This window comes from Nonomuraea sp. PA05 (assembly GCF_008086045.1).
Taxonomy (GTDB): domain Bacteria; phylum Actinomycetota; class Actinomycetes; order Streptosporangiales; family Streptosporangiaceae; genus Nonomuraea; species Nonomuraea monospora.
In genome coordinates this window covers 210,068-224,823 of the sequence record NZ_VSEY01000008.1, presented here as the reverse complement: position 1 = coordinate 224,823, position 14,756 = coordinate 210,068, and the positions used below count along the sequence as shown (strand labels likewise).

Genomic DNA, 14,756 nt, shown 5'->3' with positions numbered 1-14,756 from the left:
ATGTGATCGGGCCCGCGTCAACGGGCTCGCGGAGGTCAGCCGCCCCAGCCGGGGACGGCCATGCGGACGGTCAGGGCGTGCTCGACGAGCTGGATCAGCGCGTTCTTCACCGAATCCTTCTTGCGGGCGTCCAGCCGCACCATCGGGATGTGCGGCGCCAGCGTAAGCGCGTCGCGCACCTCGGAGTCGCTGTGCGGGTACTGGCCGTCCCAGCCGTTGATGCCCACCACGAACGGGAGTTGCGCCTCCTCGAAATAGTCGATCGCCGGGAAACTGTCGGCCAGGCGACGCGTGTCGACCAGCACGACCGCGCCGATGGCGCCGCGCACCAGGTCGTCCCACATGAACCAGAACCGGTGCTGCCCGGGCGTGCCGAACAGGTACAGGATCAGGTCGCGGTCCAGGGAGACCCGGCCGAAGTCCATGGCGACGGTCGTGGTCGACTTCAGCGGTGTCATGCCGAGGTCGTCGATCCCGGCGGAGGCGTCCGTCATGACGGCCTCCGTCGTCAACGGCATGATCTCCGACACCGCTCCCACGAACGTCGTCTTGCCCACCCCGAAACCGCCAGCCACCACGATTTTCGTCGAGGTGAGGCCGGGGCTAGAGCCTGCGAAGTCCACTGAGCACCCTTTCGAGCAGATTGACGTCCGGCCTGCCGGCGTCCAGCTGTGGCTGATGCACGCGAACCAGACCTTCGGCGGCCATGTCAGCGATCAGCACGCGGACCACGCCGAGCGGGATCCGCAGCAGGGCCGACACCTCTGCCACGGACCGCACCTGCCGGCACAGTTGACTGATCGCCTGGTACTCCGGCGTGATGTGGGAGAACTCGCGCTGCTCGGCGGTCGCCGAGGACACGAGGGCCTCCATCGCCAGCTTGACCCGCGGCGCCGTCCGTCCACCTGTCACCGCGTACGGGCGGACGGGCGATGCGGGGTCGGGATTCAGCTGCGACTGGGACTGGGGCTGAGGCGGAGGGGCCCAACCGCCGCTGTTCCATCTCGGGTCCGTCACGTACATCACCTGGTCTGGCTGGCGCGCAGCTCGGCACGCACAGCCGGAGTCAGCACCTGACCGGCGCGATCGACCATCAGCGTCATCTGATACGCCACCAGACCCATGTCGCAGTCCGGCGCCGCCAGCACCGCCAGGCACGAGCCGTCACTGATCGACATGATCAGCATCAGGCCGCGCTGCATCTCCACGATCGTCTGATTGACCGCACCACCCTCGAACACCCTGGCCGCACCCTGCGTCAGGCTCACCAGGCCCGACGCGATGGCGGCCAGCTGATCGGCCCGGTCAGCAGGAAAGCCCGCGGAGGCCGCCAGCGGCAGCCCATCGGACGAGACGACCACCGCGTGCGCCACGCCCGGGACCGTGCTGACGAAGTCCGTGATCAGCCAGTCGACGCCGCGTGCCGCGTGGCTGAGGTCGTTCATACTCCCTCCTCTCTCTCGCTCTGCTTGGGACCGGTGGGCGGGAGCGCCCTGCCCTCGGTGATGTCGTCGCGGGCCGCCCGGAAGCCCTGCTGGAAGCTGGAGAGCCGGTTGCGCACCCGGTCGGGGGACACCGACGGCATCGGTGTCACGCCCTGCGGGGAGGCCGGGGTGTCCGCCGAGCCTGGCACCAGGTTGGCCTTGGGCACCCGTTTGGGCAGGCCGGCCGCCGTCGCGCCGTCGCGTACCGGTTCCACCACTGCCTCCGCCGCGCTCCAGCCCGCGTCCGCCTTCGAGGAGCCCCAGCTCGCGCCGTTCGTGTCGCGGCCGAACCAGGCCGACTCCACCGCGGCGAAGATCGGCAGGTAGTCGTCGCCGGCGGACGCGGGCGGTGCCGCCGGCATGGGGTCGGTGCCGGTCGCGGACTCGGAGTCGGGGTAGTCGAACCCCGGTCGCTGCGGCGGGTTGGTGTCCTGGCTCCAGCCGCCGGGCGGTGGTGCGGGGACGGGTCGTTTGGGCAGGCCGCGGTCTCCGTTCCAGGCCGGGCCGCGGGGCGGGGTCCAGATGTCGCCGCTCTGGAAGCCGCTGCGCGGCTCCGACGGCCAGGCGGTCGGGTCCGGCTGCCAGCCGGTCGGGCTCCCCCAGTTGCCCCCCGCCTCGGGGTTCGACGGGAACGACGGGTGGCCGGGCCCCATCTGGAACGTCTGCTGCGGCCAGTCGGTGGCCGGCGGGGCGGGATGCGGCCCGGAGTACGGCTCGCCCCCAGAACCGCCGGGGCCGCCGGGGCCGCCCGTCGCGGAGCCCGCGAAGGCCGGGGGCTGATCGCTGGAGAAGGCCGGAGGCTGGTCAGCCGGGAAGGGCGGCGGCTGGTCCGGGGAGAACGGCTGGTTCCCCGGGAAGGACGGCGGCTGGTTGCCCGAGAACGACGGCATCCCCGCGAAGGCCGGAGCCTGGGAGCCCAGCATGTTCTCCGGGATCAGCACCATCGCGGTCAGCCCGCCGGAGCTGTGCGGGCGCAACTGCACGCGGATGCCGTGCCGGTGCGCCAGCCTGGCGACCACGAACAGGCCCATCCGCCGCGACACCGACACGTCCACGCTGGGCGCTTCCATCAGCCGGTCGTTGGCCTGGACCAGCTCCTCCTGGGTCATGCCGATGCCGGAGTCGGTGATCGACAACATCACGCCGCCGCCGTCTATCCGGCTGCCGGACACCGTCACCCTGGTCTCGCGCGGCGAGAACGACAACGCGTTCTCGACCAGCTCGGCGAGCAGGTGGATGACGTCGTTGACGGCCTGCCCCGCCACCGACACCCCGTCGGGCACCTGGAGGACGACCCGCTCGTAGCTCTCGACCTCCGACAGGGAGGCGCGGGCCACGTCCACCAGCTTGACCGGCTGGCTCCAGCGGCGCGGCGGGTCCTGGCCGGCCAGGACCAGCAGGTTCTCGCTGTTGCGGCGCATGCGGGTGGCCAGGTGGTCCAGCTTGAACAGGTTGCCGAGCCGCTGCTCGTCCTGCTCGCCCTGCTCCAGGCCGTCGATCAGGGTGATCTGCCGCTCCACCAGCGTCTGGCTGCGCCGCGACAGGTTCACGAACATCGCGTTGACGTTGCTGCGCAGCCTGGACTCCTCGCCCGCCAGCCGGACCGCCTCGCGGTGCACCTCGTCGAAGGCCCGCGCCACCTCGCCGATCTCGTCGTGAGTGTCAACGCCTATCGGCGTGACGGGCGGGACCGTGCCATCGGTGCTCTCGCGCAACTGCCGCACGGTCTCCGGCAGGCGCTGCCCGGCGATGTCGAGCGCCTCGCGGCGCAGCCGGCGCAGCGGCCTGATGAGCGAGCTGGCGATGAGCGAGATGATCGCGATGACGACGATCAGCAGCAGCAGGATGAGACCGCCGGAGATCATCGCCGAGCGGTTGGCGGCCTCCTCCAGCCCTCGCGCGCGCAGGATGACGGAGGAGGACAGCTCCTTCTCCACGACCCGCAGCGCGTCGATCTTGCCCGTGCTGACCTCGACCCAGGTGGTCACGTCCCGGTCGGGCCGCACGCCGATGCTCAGCTCCTTGCCCTCGGCCGACTGGGCCATGGCCCGCAGCCGGAACAGGTCGGTCTGGTCGACGTCCTGGCCCACGACGGTGTTGCGGTAGAGCTCGAGCTGGTCGAGGTTGGCCAGGACGCCGAAGAGCGTCTCCTCGCTCTCCTCGCGCGACTTGGCGTCGGTGAGCGCGTCCAGCTCGCCGCTGTCGAAGCTCTTGTTGTCCAGCGCGCTGGCCAGGATGCCGCGCTGCTTGGAGGCCTGCTCCTTGGCCCGCGAGATGGCGGCCATGGCGCTGGCGCTGTCGGCCACCTGGTCGTCCACCGCCACCTGGCCGACCTGGTCGTGGAACTGCAGCAGCCTGGCGATGATCTGCGAGTACTTCTGGATCATCGGCAGCGGCTGGATCTTGCCGTCGATGGCCGTCTCGCGCAGCGTCGGGATCTCCTCAAGCCGGCGCAGCACCGGGCGGACGGCCTCGGCATGGGTCTCGGAGAGAGCGCGCGCGCGCTGCTTGGCTTCCTCGATGAGGCTGTTCACCTGACTGTGGGTGGTGCCCAGTTGCCCCTCGCGGTCCTGCGGCCGGCCTTGGGCGATGTACAGGGCGGTCTCGTCGCGTTCGAAGGACAGCTCGTGCGTGACGGCTCCGAGCTGCTCGCTCAGCTCGGCGACCTCCCGGAGGGTCTGGTACGTGTTGGCGTCACTGAGCGAGGTGACGACGTTCAGCCCGCCCAGGCCCACGGCGACGGCCGTCGGAACGACGATCAGCGCGATGAGGCGCGACCGCACGTGCCAGTTGCCCAATCCGAATCTCTTTGACGGTGGATTGGGCAGCCGTCGCTTCTGATGGCCGTGCGGCTCGCGGTCAGCGGAAGCTTCAGCGCTCTGCGTTCTCACTTGCCTTCGCAACCTCTCGCCCTTGAGGGAATTCTCGGTGACATGCGGGTTTTCACGTCGGGCAATTTTGTCCATCGAGATATGCGCCATTTGAGCACACGGGCCGACCAGGGCCAACCACCGAAAGTGCCCCGATGAGGTGTTTATCCCTAGATGTCCAGAAAATGCGACAGAATCGGTAAAGCGGCTCCCACCTGGGGATATGCGGCAACGATCGACCGTTCCGCGAGCCTCGTCCTGACAAGCGGAATACATCGAACCGAAATCACCACATCAGCAACCGAAGTCCCGCCAGTCACCTCCTTTCCCAAACCGGACAAACGCCAGCCTTCTTGCAGGTCGTCAAATTTTCACGATATAGCGGCAATCGGACATTGCAACCACAAGTGTTATCTTCGCCATAATGACCACCCATTTGGTGCTACGGTCAATCCCTGTTGTGCGTCAGGCACGCAGCCCCCGGGAGCAGAAGCCACCCGGTCCCCCCCTGGCTCCATCTGAAGGGAGTCCCTGACATGAGGCTTGGCCGATCCGCCAGAGCCGCCATCATCGGGTTCGCTTTGACCCTCGGCGCCGCGGCGTGCAGCACCGGCGCCGAAACGACCGCCAGCGCCCCGCCCTCCGCATCCGCCGGCGGCCTGGAGAAGACGAAGCTCAAGATCGCAACCCTGCCCGCCATCGACAGTGCCGCCATCTACGTCGCCATCGACCAGGGCCTGTTCGAGCAGGAAGGGCTGGACGTCACCCCCGAGGTCGTCCAGGCCGCGCCGGAAGCCATCCCCATGATGGTCAAGGGCGAGATCGACGCCATGTTCGGCAACTACGTGTCGATGTTCGCCGCGCACGACAAGCAGGCGCTCAAACTGCGCATCCTGGCCGAGGGCTCTCGCGCGGCCCCCGACTCGCTGAGCATCATGGCCCTGCCCGGCTCCCCCATCAAGACGCCGAAGGACCTCGAAGGCAAGACGATCAACGTCAACGTCCTGCACAACTTCCAGGAGCTGGCCCTCACCCAGGTGCTCAAGGCCAACAACGTCGATCCGGCCACCATCAAGTACGTCCAGGTGACGTTCCAGAACATCATGCCCTCGTGGAAGGGCGGCCAGATCGACGCCGCCTACCTGGGCGAGCCCATGGTCACCGCCGCCACCTCCGCCATGGGCGCCCGCAAGATCCTCGACCCCGCCTCCGGCCCCGCCGCCGAGTTCCCCATCTCCGGCTACGTCAGCACCCAGGACTGGTACGACAAGAACCCGAAGACGGCGGCGGCCTTCCAGCGCGCCATCCACAACGCGGCCAAGCTCATGGAGAACAACCGCGAAGTGGTGGCCAAGGTGCTGCCCAACTTCACGCAGATCGACGCCGCCACGGCGGCGACCGTGACCTTCCCCTACTTCTCCAGCAATGACAACCCGGTCCGCCTCCAGCGGGTGGCCGACTGGATGTGGGAAGCCAAGTGGCTGACGAAGGAGATCGACGTCAAGTCACTCATGTCGCCCACCACCTCCGGGTGAGCACGCAGCTCCTGCCCCGCGCCCGTCCGGCGTCCGCGGTGTCCTCCGCGTCCCGCTGGTACCGCCGGGCGGCCGGGGCTCTCGCGTTCGCCGCCCTCATCGAACTGGCCGGCAGAACAGGGCTGGCCGACCCCGAGTTCCTGCCGCCCGCCTCCGAGATCGTCGGGCGCGCCGCCGCGCTGCTGCTCGACCCGGCCTTCCGCACGCACGCCCTGACCAGCCTGCTCGCCTGGGCCATCGGACTGTGCGTGGCGGCCCTGATCGCCGTGCCGCTCGGCCTGCTGCTCGGCAGCGTGCCGATCGTGGACGCCGCCATGCGCTCGGTCGTGGAGTTCCTGCGGCCGATCCCCTCCGTGGCGCTGATCCCGCTGGTGGCGCTGGTGATCGGCACGGGCCTGCAGCACCGGATCGCGCTGGTGGTCTACGCCTCGCTGTGGCCCATCCTCTACAACACGATGTACGGCCTGCGCGGCGTGGACCCCCTGGCCAAGGAGTCCCTGCGCTCCTACGGCTTCGGCCCCCTGTCCGTGCTGCTGCGGGTCTCGCTGCCCTCGTCGGCGCCGTTCATCACCACCGGCTTCCGGCTGGCCGCCGGCGTGGCGCTCATCCTGACCGTCAGCACCGAGATCGTGGCCGGGCGGGGCGACGGCATCGGCGTGTTCATCTTCTTCGCCGGCATCGCCGTGCCCGCGCGCATGACCGACATCCTGGCCGGGGTGTTCTGGGTGGGGCTGTTCGGTGTCGCGGTGAACGCGCTGCTGGTGGCCGTCGAACGGCGGGCCTTCCGCTGGCACCACGCGCAGTTGGGAGAGCGCTCATGAGGGGGCGGGGAATGCGCACCGCCGTGTTCAGGACGCTGGTGCTGGCCGGGCTCGTCCTGCTCTGGGAGCTGGCCACCCTGGTGGCGGCCAGCCCGTTCTTCCCGCCGCCCAGCACGATCATGACCAGGATGCACGCGATGTGGTTCTCCGGGCCGCCCGGCACGCTGTTCCTCACCGACCTGGCCATCGGCAACATCCTGCCCAGCCTGGGCCGGATGGCACTCGGGTTCGCCGGGGGCGCGCTGGCCGGGGTGGTGCTCGGGCTGGCGGTGGGGCTGTCGGCGCGCGCGTACGACTATCTCGACGGCGTGCTGCAGTTCCTGCGCGCCATCCCGCCGCCCGCGCTGGTCACCGTCTTCCTGGTGGTGTTCGGCTTCGGGCTGCGGATGCAGCTCGCGTTCATCGTGTTCAGCATCGTGTGGCCGGTGCTGCTCAACACCGCCGACGGCGCCCGCTCGGTGGAGCCGCTGCACCTGGACACCTGCAAGGCGTTCCGGCTGTCGCACACCGAACGGCTCGTCCGGGTCATCCTGCCGTCCGCGCTGCCCAAGATGTTCGCCGGGCTGCGGCTGGCCCTGTCGCTCTCGCTGATCGTCATGGTCTTCTCCGAGCTGCTGCCCGGCACCACCAACGGCATCGGCTTCCAGCTCACCGACGCGTACGCGACGTTCGACCTGCCCGCCATGTGGGCCGGGATCGTGCTGCTCGGCATCCTGGGCTACCTGCTCAACGAGCTGTTCCTGATCGTCGAGCGGCGGGTGCTCGGCTGGCACCACGCCGCGCAGCAACTCGTCGGCTAGAGTCGCTGCCACGGGGACGTCGTCGCGTCTGGGGGCGCCATGAAGACGATGATCGTTGGTGGGGGCATCGGGGGGCTGAGCACGGCGCTGAGCCTGCACGCCGCGGGCCTCGACTGTGTGGTGGTGGAGGCGGCCCGCACGTTGCGGCCGCTCGGGGTGGGCATCAACGTGCAACCGCACGCCGTACGCGAGTTCACCGAGCTCGGGCTCGGCCCCGAGCTGGCGGAGCTGGGCGTGGAGACCACCTTCATGTCGGTCGCCGACCGGCACGGCAACATCATCATGGCCCTGCCGCGCGGGCGGTCGGCCGGTTTCCGGTGGCCGCAGTACAGCGTGCACCGGGGCGAGCTGCAGATGCTGCTCCTGGCGGCGGTCGAGAAGCGGATCGGGCCGGTGCGCACCGGCGTCGCCTTCGAGGACTTCGAGCAGGACGACGCCGGGGTGCTCGTCACCCTCCGGGAGGGCGGGCGGATCTCGCGGGAGCGGGTGGACGTGCTGGTCGGCGCCGACGGGGTGCAGTCGTCCGTCCGCGCCAGGCTGCACGACCCGGCCGGCGACCCGCTGCGGTGGGGCGGGATCAGGATGTGGCGCGGGGTGGGCGACAGCGACCAGGTGCTCGACGGCGCCACGGTGCTGGCCGGCGGCTCGAACTCCGCCGCGAAATTCGTCACTTATCACATCTCGGCGCGCAATCCCCGGCTGCTCAATTGGGTGGCCGAGGTAAAGGTGGCCGAGCCCGGGATCGTCCCGGACGCCGATTGGTCCCGCGAGGGCGCCCACGCCGACGTCTGCGCGCATTTCGCCGCGTGGAAGTACCCGCTCGTCGACATCCCGGCATTGCTCGCCGCCACCAAGCGGATACTCGAGTACCCGATGGTCGACCGCGACCCCCTGCCACGCTGGGGCGAAGGCCGGGTCACCCTGCTCGGCGACGCCGCCCACCCCATGTACCCCGTCGGCTCCAACGGCGGCTCCCAGGCCGTGCTCGACGCCCGGTACCTGGCCCGTTGCCTGGCCACGCACGACGAACCGGGGGCGGCGCTGGCGGCGTACGAACAGGAGAGGCGCCCGCCCACGTCGGCGCTCGTGCTCGCGCACCGCTCGCTGCCGCTCGAAGAGACGATCGCGCTGGTCAGCCGGCGCGCGCCCGGCGGATTCCGGCACATCGGCGAGGTGCTCACGGCCGCGGAGGTGGCCGCCATGGAGGCCGCCCAGCGCGGCATCTCCGACGCCGACGTGCGGGCGCTGAACGAAAGGGAGTCATGGAGTGTTTGACCCTGTGACTCCCATGACAGGCCGGAACGTGCCAGAGTAAGATCGCGCCAGAATAGGTTTACCTGACTGACATGTCCAGCATTTTCCGCTCCGCTAGAGTCAATTCCGACTCCGGAAGAGTTGCCGTGCTGACCGCGGTCTCGCCCCCTAGGAATTCCATTGCTCGAGATAGACAACCTTTCCCATGTGTACGGCGGCGGTACTCCCAACGCGCACCACGCCATCGAAGGACTCAACCTGAGCGTCGCCGCGGGCGAGCTGCTCTGCATCGTGGGCCCCTCCGGCTGCGGTAAGTCGACGCTGCTCCGCTCCATCGCCGGCCTCATCCAGCCCACGGGCGGGCAGGTCAGGGTGGACGGCGAGCTCGTCCGCCAGACGCCGGACAACCTCGCCGTGGTCTTCCAGGACTACAGCCGCTCGCTGTTCCCGTGGATGTCGGTCGCCGACAACGTGGCCCTGCCGCTGCGCCGCAAGAACATGGACAAGAAGCAGCGCCGCGAGGCCGCCGCCGAGGCGCTGGAGTCGGTGGGCCTGTCCAACGCGGGACGCAAGTACCCGTTCCAGCTCTCCGGCGGCATGCAGCAGCGCGTCGCGATCGCGCGGGCACTCGCCTACCGGCCGACGCTGATGCTCATGGACGAGCCGTTCGGGTCCGTGGACGCGCAGACCAGGGAGGACCTTGAGGACCTGGTGCTCAAGGTGCGCGGTCACCACCAGATGACGATCGTGCTCATCACGCATGACATCGACGAGAGCGTGTACGTCGGTGACCGGGTGGTCGTGCTGTCCAAGGCGCCCGCGCACGTGGTGGGGGATCTGAAGGTGGATCTGCCCGGGCCGCGTGACCAGATCACCACGCGGGAGCATCCTGACTTCGTGCACCTGCGCGCCGAGGTGGGGCGGCTCGTTCGCGGCCACGCCACCGTCTAGCGGTGCGGCCGGGCGATCACCCCTCGGGGCATCGCCCGGCGTCCTGCCCACCGGGCGGCGAGGCGGGCGATCACCACCGCCGTCCCCGCCGCCGCAGCCGTCACCAGCGCGGCCATGAACGTCGGATAGAGATAGACCACCTGGATCCACGCGATGTCGCTGCCCCGGGCGAGCACCCGGAAGACGGGAGCGGCCAGCAGGCACAGCGCGAGCGGCGCCAGGTGGAGCGGCAACGCCCACCACCGGGCGGTCCACCGCCGGGCGCGCACCACGCCACGCACGCCCAGGACGATCGTCGCCAGGGCCGCCAGCAGGAACAGCAGGTCGGTGACCAGGAGAGGCGAGAAACCCGGCTGCGCCGGCGCGTCCCCCTCGACCAGCGCGACCAGCCCGGCCATGAGCGTGTCCGCGTCCTCGAACGCCATGCCGGTATTCGCCATGACCGCGATCCCGTATCCCGACGCCGGAATCAGGAGCTGGTACGCCGTGGAGGTGAACAGGTCGCCCTCGTGCTCGACCGTGGCGGCTCCGCGCGGGGTCTTGCCGAGGGTCCAGCCGAGCGCGTACTCGGGGTTCTGCGGGGACGGCGTACGCGAGACCCGCACGCCGGCCGCCGACAGGACGCCGTCGCCGGTGTTCTGCGCGATCAGCCAGCGGGCCATGTCGTGAGCGGTGCTGAGCACGCCGCCTGAGCCGTTGCCGAACCCGGCCGGCTCGGGCAGCGGGATGGGGCGGCCGAGCACGTACAGGTGACCGCGGGCACTGCCGGGCAGGTCGCGGTCCGTGTCGATGGTGGTGCTGTGGCGCATGCCGAGCGGCGCGAACACCTCGGCGCGCAGGAAGGCCGCGAACGGCTCGCCGCTCACCACCTCGACCAGCCGGGCGGCGACCTGGAAGTTCGTGTTGTGGTAGCTGTAGGCGGTGCCCGGGGCCGACGCGAGCCGGGCCGTCCTCAGCCGGGCGACGGCTCCCCGCAGCGTCGCCGGCTGGGGGAGGCTCTTCTCGTGGAAGGCGGAGTCGGCCATGCCCGAGGTCTGGTTCAGCAACTGACGGACGGTGATCCCGGCCGCCCGGGGGTCGGCCATGGCGAACTCGGGCAGGTAGCGGCGCACCGGCTGGTCCAGCTCGACCTCGCCGCGCTCCACGAGCCGCAGGACGGCGGTGGCGGTGAACGACTTGCTCACCGACGCCACCGCCATCGGCGTGTCCGCCGTGAGCGGGTCACCGGTCGCGGTTCGCCCGTAACCGGCGGCGCGCACGACGCGGTCGCCGTGGGTGACGGCGACCGCGGCTCCTGGCAGCCCGGTCCGCTCCCGGTACCGGGTGACGAACGCGTCCACCGCCTCGGCGGTGACCGCCTCCCGCGCGGTGGCGGCGGGGCCGGCGGGCAGGAGAAGCATGATGGTGACGAGCAACGTTCTCAGCACCCGCCGACGCTAACGACGGCGGCCATCCGTCCACCATTGCGTCATTCATCAGTCTTTATTACGGCAAACCGCCACGTACGCTGGGGTAATGGAGGATGTCTTAGCGGGCCTGAACTGCACGTGGGCATTCGGACCTGAGTCGCTCACCATCACCCCCGGGCAGCGCGGAGCCACCAGACTCGTCACCGCGCTCGGCGTACGCGTCGTCCCCTACGCGGCCCTCGCAGACGTCGCACTCACCCCTGGCAGGCGCCGCACCGTGGTGCTGCGCCTGGTGCCCAGGCAGGGCGCCGACCCCGTGCTGGCGGCCGCCGCCGGCCAGCTCAAGGCGCCCGCCGACCCCTTCCGGCTGGTGTTGCCCGCCGCCAAGGAGACGCTCGCCGACTACTACGCGGACAAGCTGCGCTCGGCCCTGACCGACCGCGGTCCCGCCGACCGCTTCCTCATCGCCGCTCCCCCGGTGCCGCTCGCCTTCAAGGGCTGGGACGGCGCCGCGTCCTTCGACGGCGACCACGTCACCTTCACCTGGTTCTGGTCCGGAGCGTCCTCCGCCAAGTACTCGGCCGGTGACCAGCGCTTTTCCATCGCCGAACTGGAGGGGGTCGAGTGGCACGCGCCCGAGGGGGCCAGCGGCTCGCTCCGGCTGAAGGTGCGCGGGCGGCGCATGCCCTCCGATCCGAACAAGGATCCGGCGTCCGTCATCTTCAGCCTCGGCTGGGGCGCCACCCACAAGTCGCTGCCCTTCGCCGCCGCCGTCCTGGCCGCCGTTCCGTCCCTTCCTAGACGGCGGCCGATCGCCGCGCGCGGGCTTCAGGTGGCCGAGCTGATCGCGAAGCTGGGCGAGTTGCGGGACGCCGGGGTGCTGACGGAGGAGGAGTTCCAGGCCAAGAAGGCGGAGCTGCTGGCGCGCCTGTGACTCACGGGCCGGAGATCTCGATCGTGGCCTTCCGGGACTGCTCATCGTCGAGGTGGTCGAGCAGGTAGTGCGCCAAATCCGCGCGCGACAACGAACGGGTGCGTGGCAGGTGCTGATCGACGGCCGTCACGTACTTTCCAGTCAGTGCCCCGTCGGTGAGTCGTGGCGGCCGGACGATGGTCCACTCCAGGTCGTCCGCGGCGGTGACGATGCGCTCCATCTTCGCCATATCGGCGTACATGTGCCGATACAGCGGTCGCACCACCCGTCCGATCAGCAGTTTCTGGCTCAGCGGCGCGTCCGGCGACAAGGCGAGGCTCGCCGACGTGACGCAGGACAACCGGCGCACCCCGCACTCCCGCATGGCCGCGATGATGCCGGTCATGCCCTGCGAGTAGACGGTCGTGGGCCGCCGATCCGCACTCCCCAGACAGGACAGCACGGCATCGTGCCGGGCCAGCTCATGCCGCCACCCGCCGGGTCGCAGCACATCGCCCCGCACGACCGTCAGACGGGCATGACGTGGCATGGACTCGGGCCTGCGGGCCAGGGCGGTGACCCGGTGACCTGCGTCGAGCGCCTGCGTGACCAGCCGGGCACCCGTGCCGCCGCTCCCGCCGAACACGAACAGCCTCACGCTGCTACCCGCTCCCGCCTCCGCCTGGCTGACGCGAGGAACGCCGCCAGGGCGAGGATCGCCAGGGTGACCACGGCCATGAACATCTGGCCGTGCAGGCCGAGGACGAACTGCGTCTCGTTCCGGAACTCCGGATCGTAGGTGGCGGTGCCGGGGAACAGCAGCGCCGGGAACATGCTCGCCCACGGCACCGCCACGATCCCCGCCGCCCACAGCAGCCGCGCGTGCGTATCCCCGCGACGCCCGGTGAGCAGGGCGAGGGCGAGCAGCCCGAGCGCCAGCGAGGTGACGATGTACTGCGCGTCGTGGAACTTCGCGTGTGGCGACCAGGCCGGGTTGAACATGTGCTCGTGGGCGGTGTCGTGCAGGACGAGGTCGAACAGTAACGCCCCGAGGGCGGTCTCGGCCGCCATGAGAGCGACGAGCACTCTGGGCAGATTCCAGTGTCGTGTCACATCTTCACTATAGTCACTACATCGATGTAGTTACTACATTCTTGTCGAGCCCGTAGGCTTCTCCTCATGAGCCAGCCGACGACGCCCGCCACCCGGCGAGACCGCAAGAAACAGCAGACGCGGCAGGCCATCGGCGAAGCGGCGATGCGGCTCTTCCTCGACCGCGGCTTCGACGCCGTCACGATCGCCGACGTCGCCCGCGAGGCCGACGTGGCCGTCCAGACGGTGTTCAACCACTTCCCGACGAAAGAGGACCTCTTCTTCCAGGAACGCGACGGGTACGTGTCGCTGCCGGGCGCCGCCGTCGCAGACCGTGGCGCGGGCGAGACGGTCGCGCAGGCCCTGGCCCGTGGCTACCTGCGGCTGCTCGGCGACTACGACGTGGCCGGGCTGCTCATGCACAGCATCGACTACCAGCGCACCCTCGACGCCAGCCCCGCGCTGCGCGGCAGGGAGCTGGAGCTGCGCCAGGAACGCGAAAGCCTGCTCGCCGCCGCGCTGGCCGAAGAGGCGCCACCGCTGAGCGAGGGGCTGCGGCCGGGGCTCATGGCGGCGTTCGCCTCGGCGGTCGATCGGGTGCTGGACGCGGAGATCCGCCGCCGGCTGCTCGCCGGCGAGACGGCCGCCGAGATCCAGACGTCGGTGGAGCCGATGGTCGTGGAGCTGTTCGGGGTGGCGGAGGCCGCCTGCAGGAGTGTGCGCGGATCCGCGTGAATATCGTGCAGGCAAGGTGACTGTCTCAAAGGCGATGGAAGTCACTTACTTCACGCCGATTCGCGAGAATTCACGTCGGAGGCGACGCTTAACCTTCTCCCATGGTCCGCGTCAGGTCCCACTTGCGACGTCTCAGAAGCGGCAAGGTCATTCACGTCAGGTCACATTCACGACGCACCTCCAGCCCCTCCGGCTCCTCTGGCACCGCCACGTCCGGCCTGCTCTGGGGCGGCCTGGCCATGATGGTGTTCCTTGGGGTCCTCTTCGGCGTCTTCCTCGCGACGACTGGAAATCCCACACCGGTCGCCTCCGAGACGGAGAAGACGGCACGCCCGCAGCCCACCGCCCCGGCCACCCTTCCCCCCGGCCCCGAAGGGGAGTTCGCCGGAAGGCTGCGCGAGGCTCGAATGAACACCGGGCTGTCGCGAAGCGAGATAAGCGCGCTGACGGGAATCGCCGAATCGACCATCGATGACTTCGAACGGGCCCTGGCCGTTCCGAGCGCCGAAACCCTGAAAGCACTTTCTTCTGCCTACAGGCTTTCCTTCGACGACTGGACCGCCCTCGAAATCACCCGCTCCGAGCTCCGGTAGACGTTCCCTTTCGTGAGCGAGGTTGTGGCCAGGACGCAGACGACGGGCGAATCGATCGTCGATGCCAAAGACGCGTCCCTCCGTCGCCGATCCTCCGGCTCAGCTCGGCGATCGCCACCCCGGGCCCGAAAGCGACTGCGAGAATCCGGTCGGTGAGGCGGATGCCGAGCAGCGAGGGGACCCAGAGGTTGCGGCGGCGGTCGGAGGAGCGGTGCGCCATCACCCAGTTGGTAACCCGCCCCACTACACCGGCCAGCCTGGTCGACGCACAGACGACGGGATTGAGGACCTACGCCAGT

15 protein-coding genes are annotated in these 14,756 nt (G+C 69.8%); 8 read left to right on the top strand and 7 right to left on the bottom strand.

Annotation, left to right across the window (positions count from 1 at the left end):
- Nucleotides 1-35: 35 nt before the first annotated feature.
- The 4 genes from FXF51_RS15365 to FXF51_RS15350 are packed head-to-tail and all read right to left on the bottom strand — an operon-like array spanning nucleotide 36 to nucleotide 4,282.
- Nucleotides 36-575 (bottom strand): GTP-binding protein, encoded by a 540-nt coding sequence (locus FXF51_RS15365; RefSeq protein WP_225272275.1) that lies wholly within the window; start codon nucleotides 573-575, stop codon nucleotides 36-38.
- Between the two features lie 28 nt (nucleotides 576-603).
- A complete protein-coding gene (locus FXF51_RS15360) occupies nucleotides 604-1,023 on the bottom strand; it encodes a DUF742 domain-containing protein (RefSeq protein WP_372513467.1) in 420 nt (139 codons plus the stop codon).
- Complete coding sequence (locus tag FXF51_RS15355; protein WP_080042345.1) at nucleotides 1,023-1,445, bottom strand: roadblock/LC7 domain-containing protein; 423 nt, start codon at nucleotides 1,443-1,445, stop codon at nucleotides 1,023-1,025. The genes FXF51_RS15360 and FXF51_RS15355 overlap by 1 nt, the downstream gene beginning before the upstream one ends.
- Entirely contained in the window at nucleotides 1,442-4,282 is a 2,841-nt protein-coding gene (locus FXF51_RS15350) for a nitrate- and nitrite sensing domain-containing protein (protein WP_187414385.1), read from the bottom strand. The genes FXF51_RS15355 and FXF51_RS15350 overlap by 4 nt, the downstream gene beginning before the upstream one ends.
- Before the next feature lie 608 nt (nucleotides 4,283-4,890).
- Between FXF51_RS15350 and FXF51_RS15345 the strand changes: the two genes are divergently transcribed.
- From FXF51_RS15345 to FXF51_RS15325, 5 genes are all read left to right on the top strand, one after another.
- The gene (locus tag FXF51_RS15345; RefSeq protein WP_148435113.1) at nucleotides 4,891-5,889 is read left to right on the top strand and encodes an ABC transporter substrate-binding protein; all 999 of its coding nucleotides are present in this window, start codon (nucleotides 4,891-4,893) and stop codon (nucleotides 5,887-5,889) included.
- Complete coding sequence (locus tag FXF51_RS15340) at nucleotides 5,886-6,710, top strand: ABC transporter permease (protein WP_262379544.1); 825 nt, start codon at nucleotides 5,886-5,888, stop codon at nucleotides 6,708-6,710. Before FXF51_RS15345 ends, FXF51_RS15340 begins: the two co-directional genes overlap by 4 nt.
- Nucleotides 6,707-7,510 carry an ABC transporter permease gene (locus FXF51_RS15335; protein WP_148435112.1) on the top strand — a complete coding sequence of 268 codons (804 nt, stop codon included), beginning with the start codon at nucleotides 6,707-6,709 and terminating at the stop codon, nucleotides 7,508-7,510. Before FXF51_RS15340 ends, FXF51_RS15335 begins: the two co-directional genes overlap by 4 nt.
- Nucleotides 7,511-7,549: 39 nt before the next feature.
- Complete coding sequence (locus FXF51_RS15330; RefSeq protein ID WP_262379542.1) at nucleotides 7,550-8,785, top strand: flavin-dependent oxidoreductase; 1,236 nt, start codon at nucleotides 7,550-7,552, stop codon at nucleotides 8,783-8,785.
- A 159-nt stretch (nucleotides 8,786-8,944) separates the two neighbouring features.
- A complete protein-coding gene (locus FXF51_RS15325) occupies nucleotides 8,945-9,715 on the top strand; it encodes an ABC transporter ATP-binding protein (protein ID WP_222871287.1) in 771 nt (256 codons plus the stop codon).
- On the opposite strand, the gene FXF51_RS15320 is transcribed toward FXF51_RS15325, so the two are convergent.
- Nucleotides 9,712-11,142 (bottom strand): serine hydrolase domain-containing protein, encoded by a 1,431-nt coding sequence (locus FXF51_RS15320; protein WP_262379540.1) that lies wholly within the window; start codon nucleotides 11,140-11,142, stop codon nucleotides 9,712-9,714. The two genes, FXF51_RS15325 and FXF51_RS15320, sit on opposite strands and share 4 nt — an antisense overlap.
- Before the next feature lie 88 nt (nucleotides 11,143-11,230).
- Between FXF51_RS15320 and FXF51_RS15315 the strand changes: the two genes are divergently transcribed.
- Complete coding sequence (locus FXF51_RS15315) at nucleotides 11,231-12,058, top strand: DUF4429 domain-containing protein (protein ID WP_148435111.1); 828 nt, start codon at nucleotides 11,231-11,233, stop codon at nucleotides 12,056-12,058.
- A gap of 1 nt (nucleotide 12,059) precedes the next feature.
- Here the strand turns inward: FXF51_RS15315 and FXF51_RS15310 are convergent, their stop codons facing one another.
- Together FXF51_RS15310 and FXF51_RS15305 are read right to left on the bottom strand one after the other, a co-directional pair.
- The gene (locus FXF51_RS15310) at nucleotides 12,060-12,683 is read right to left on the bottom strand and encodes an NAD(P)-dependent oxidoreductase (RefSeq protein ID WP_222871286.1); all 624 of its coding nucleotides are present in this window, start codon (nucleotides 12,681-12,683) and stop codon (nucleotides 12,060-12,062) included.
- A gap of 8 nt (nucleotides 12,684-12,691) precedes the next feature.
- On the bottom strand, nucleotides 12,692-13,150 hold the full coding sequence (locus tag FXF51_RS15305; protein WP_262379538.1) for a DUF6640 family protein: 459 nt from the start codon (nucleotides 13,148-13,150) through the stop codon (nucleotides 12,692-12,694).
- Nucleotides 13,151-13,216: 66 nt separating this feature from the next.
- Here FXF51_RS15305 and FXF51_RS61865 point away from each other — a divergent pair, with 66 nt between their 5' ends.
- Both FXF51_RS61865 and FXF51_RS15295 read left to right on the top strand, forming a co-directional pair.
- Nucleotides 13,217-13,864, top strand: a complete 648-nt coding sequence (locus tag FXF51_RS61865) for a TetR/AcrR family transcriptional regulator (RefSeq protein WP_222871285.1) — start codon at nucleotides 13,217-13,219, stop codon at nucleotides 13,862-13,864.
- A gap of 239 nt (nucleotides 13,865-14,103) precedes the next feature.
- Complete coding sequence (locus FXF51_RS15295; protein WP_187414384.1) at nucleotides 14,104-14,457, top strand: helix-turn-helix domain-containing protein; 354 nt, start codon at nucleotides 14,104-14,106, stop codon at nucleotides 14,455-14,457.
- The last annotated feature ends 299 nt before the right edge of the window (nucleotides 14,458-14,756 follow it).

Excerpts from the sequence above, each read along its gene's own strand:
- FXF51_RS15360 (WP_372513467.1), bottom strand. The coding sequence starts at position 1,023 with ATGTACGTGACGGACCCGAGATGGAACAGCGGCGGTTGGGCCCCTCCG.
- FXF51_RS15355 (WP_080042345.1), bottom strand. The coding sequence starts at position 1,445 with ATGAACGACCTCAGCCACGCGGCACGCGGCGTCGACTGGCTGATCACG.
- FXF51_RS15345 (WP_148435113.1), top strand. The coding sequence starts at position 4,891 with ATGAGGCTTGGCCGATCCGCCAGAGCCGCCATCATCGGGTTCGCTTTG.
- FXF51_RS15335 (WP_148435112.1), top strand. The coding sequence starts at position 6,707 with ATGAGGGGGCGGGGAATGCGCACCGCCGTGTTCAGGACGCTGGTGCTG.
- FXF51_RS15330 (WP_262379542.1), top strand. The coding sequence starts at position 7,550 with ATGAAGACGATGATCGTTGGTGGGGGCATCGGGGGGCTGAGCACGGCG.
- FXF51_RS15315 (WP_148435111.1), top strand. The coding sequence starts at position 11,231 with ATGGAGGATGTCTTAGCGGGCCTGAACTGCACGTGGGCATTCGGACCT.
- FXF51_RS61865 (WP_222871285.1), top strand. The coding sequence starts at position 13,217 with ATGAGCCAGCCGACGACGCCCGCCACCCGGCGAGACCGCAAGAAACAG.
- FXF51_RS15295 (WP_187414384.1), top strand. The coding sequence starts at position 14,104 with ATGATGGTGTTCCTTGGGGTCCTCTTCGGCGTCTTCCTCGCGACGACT.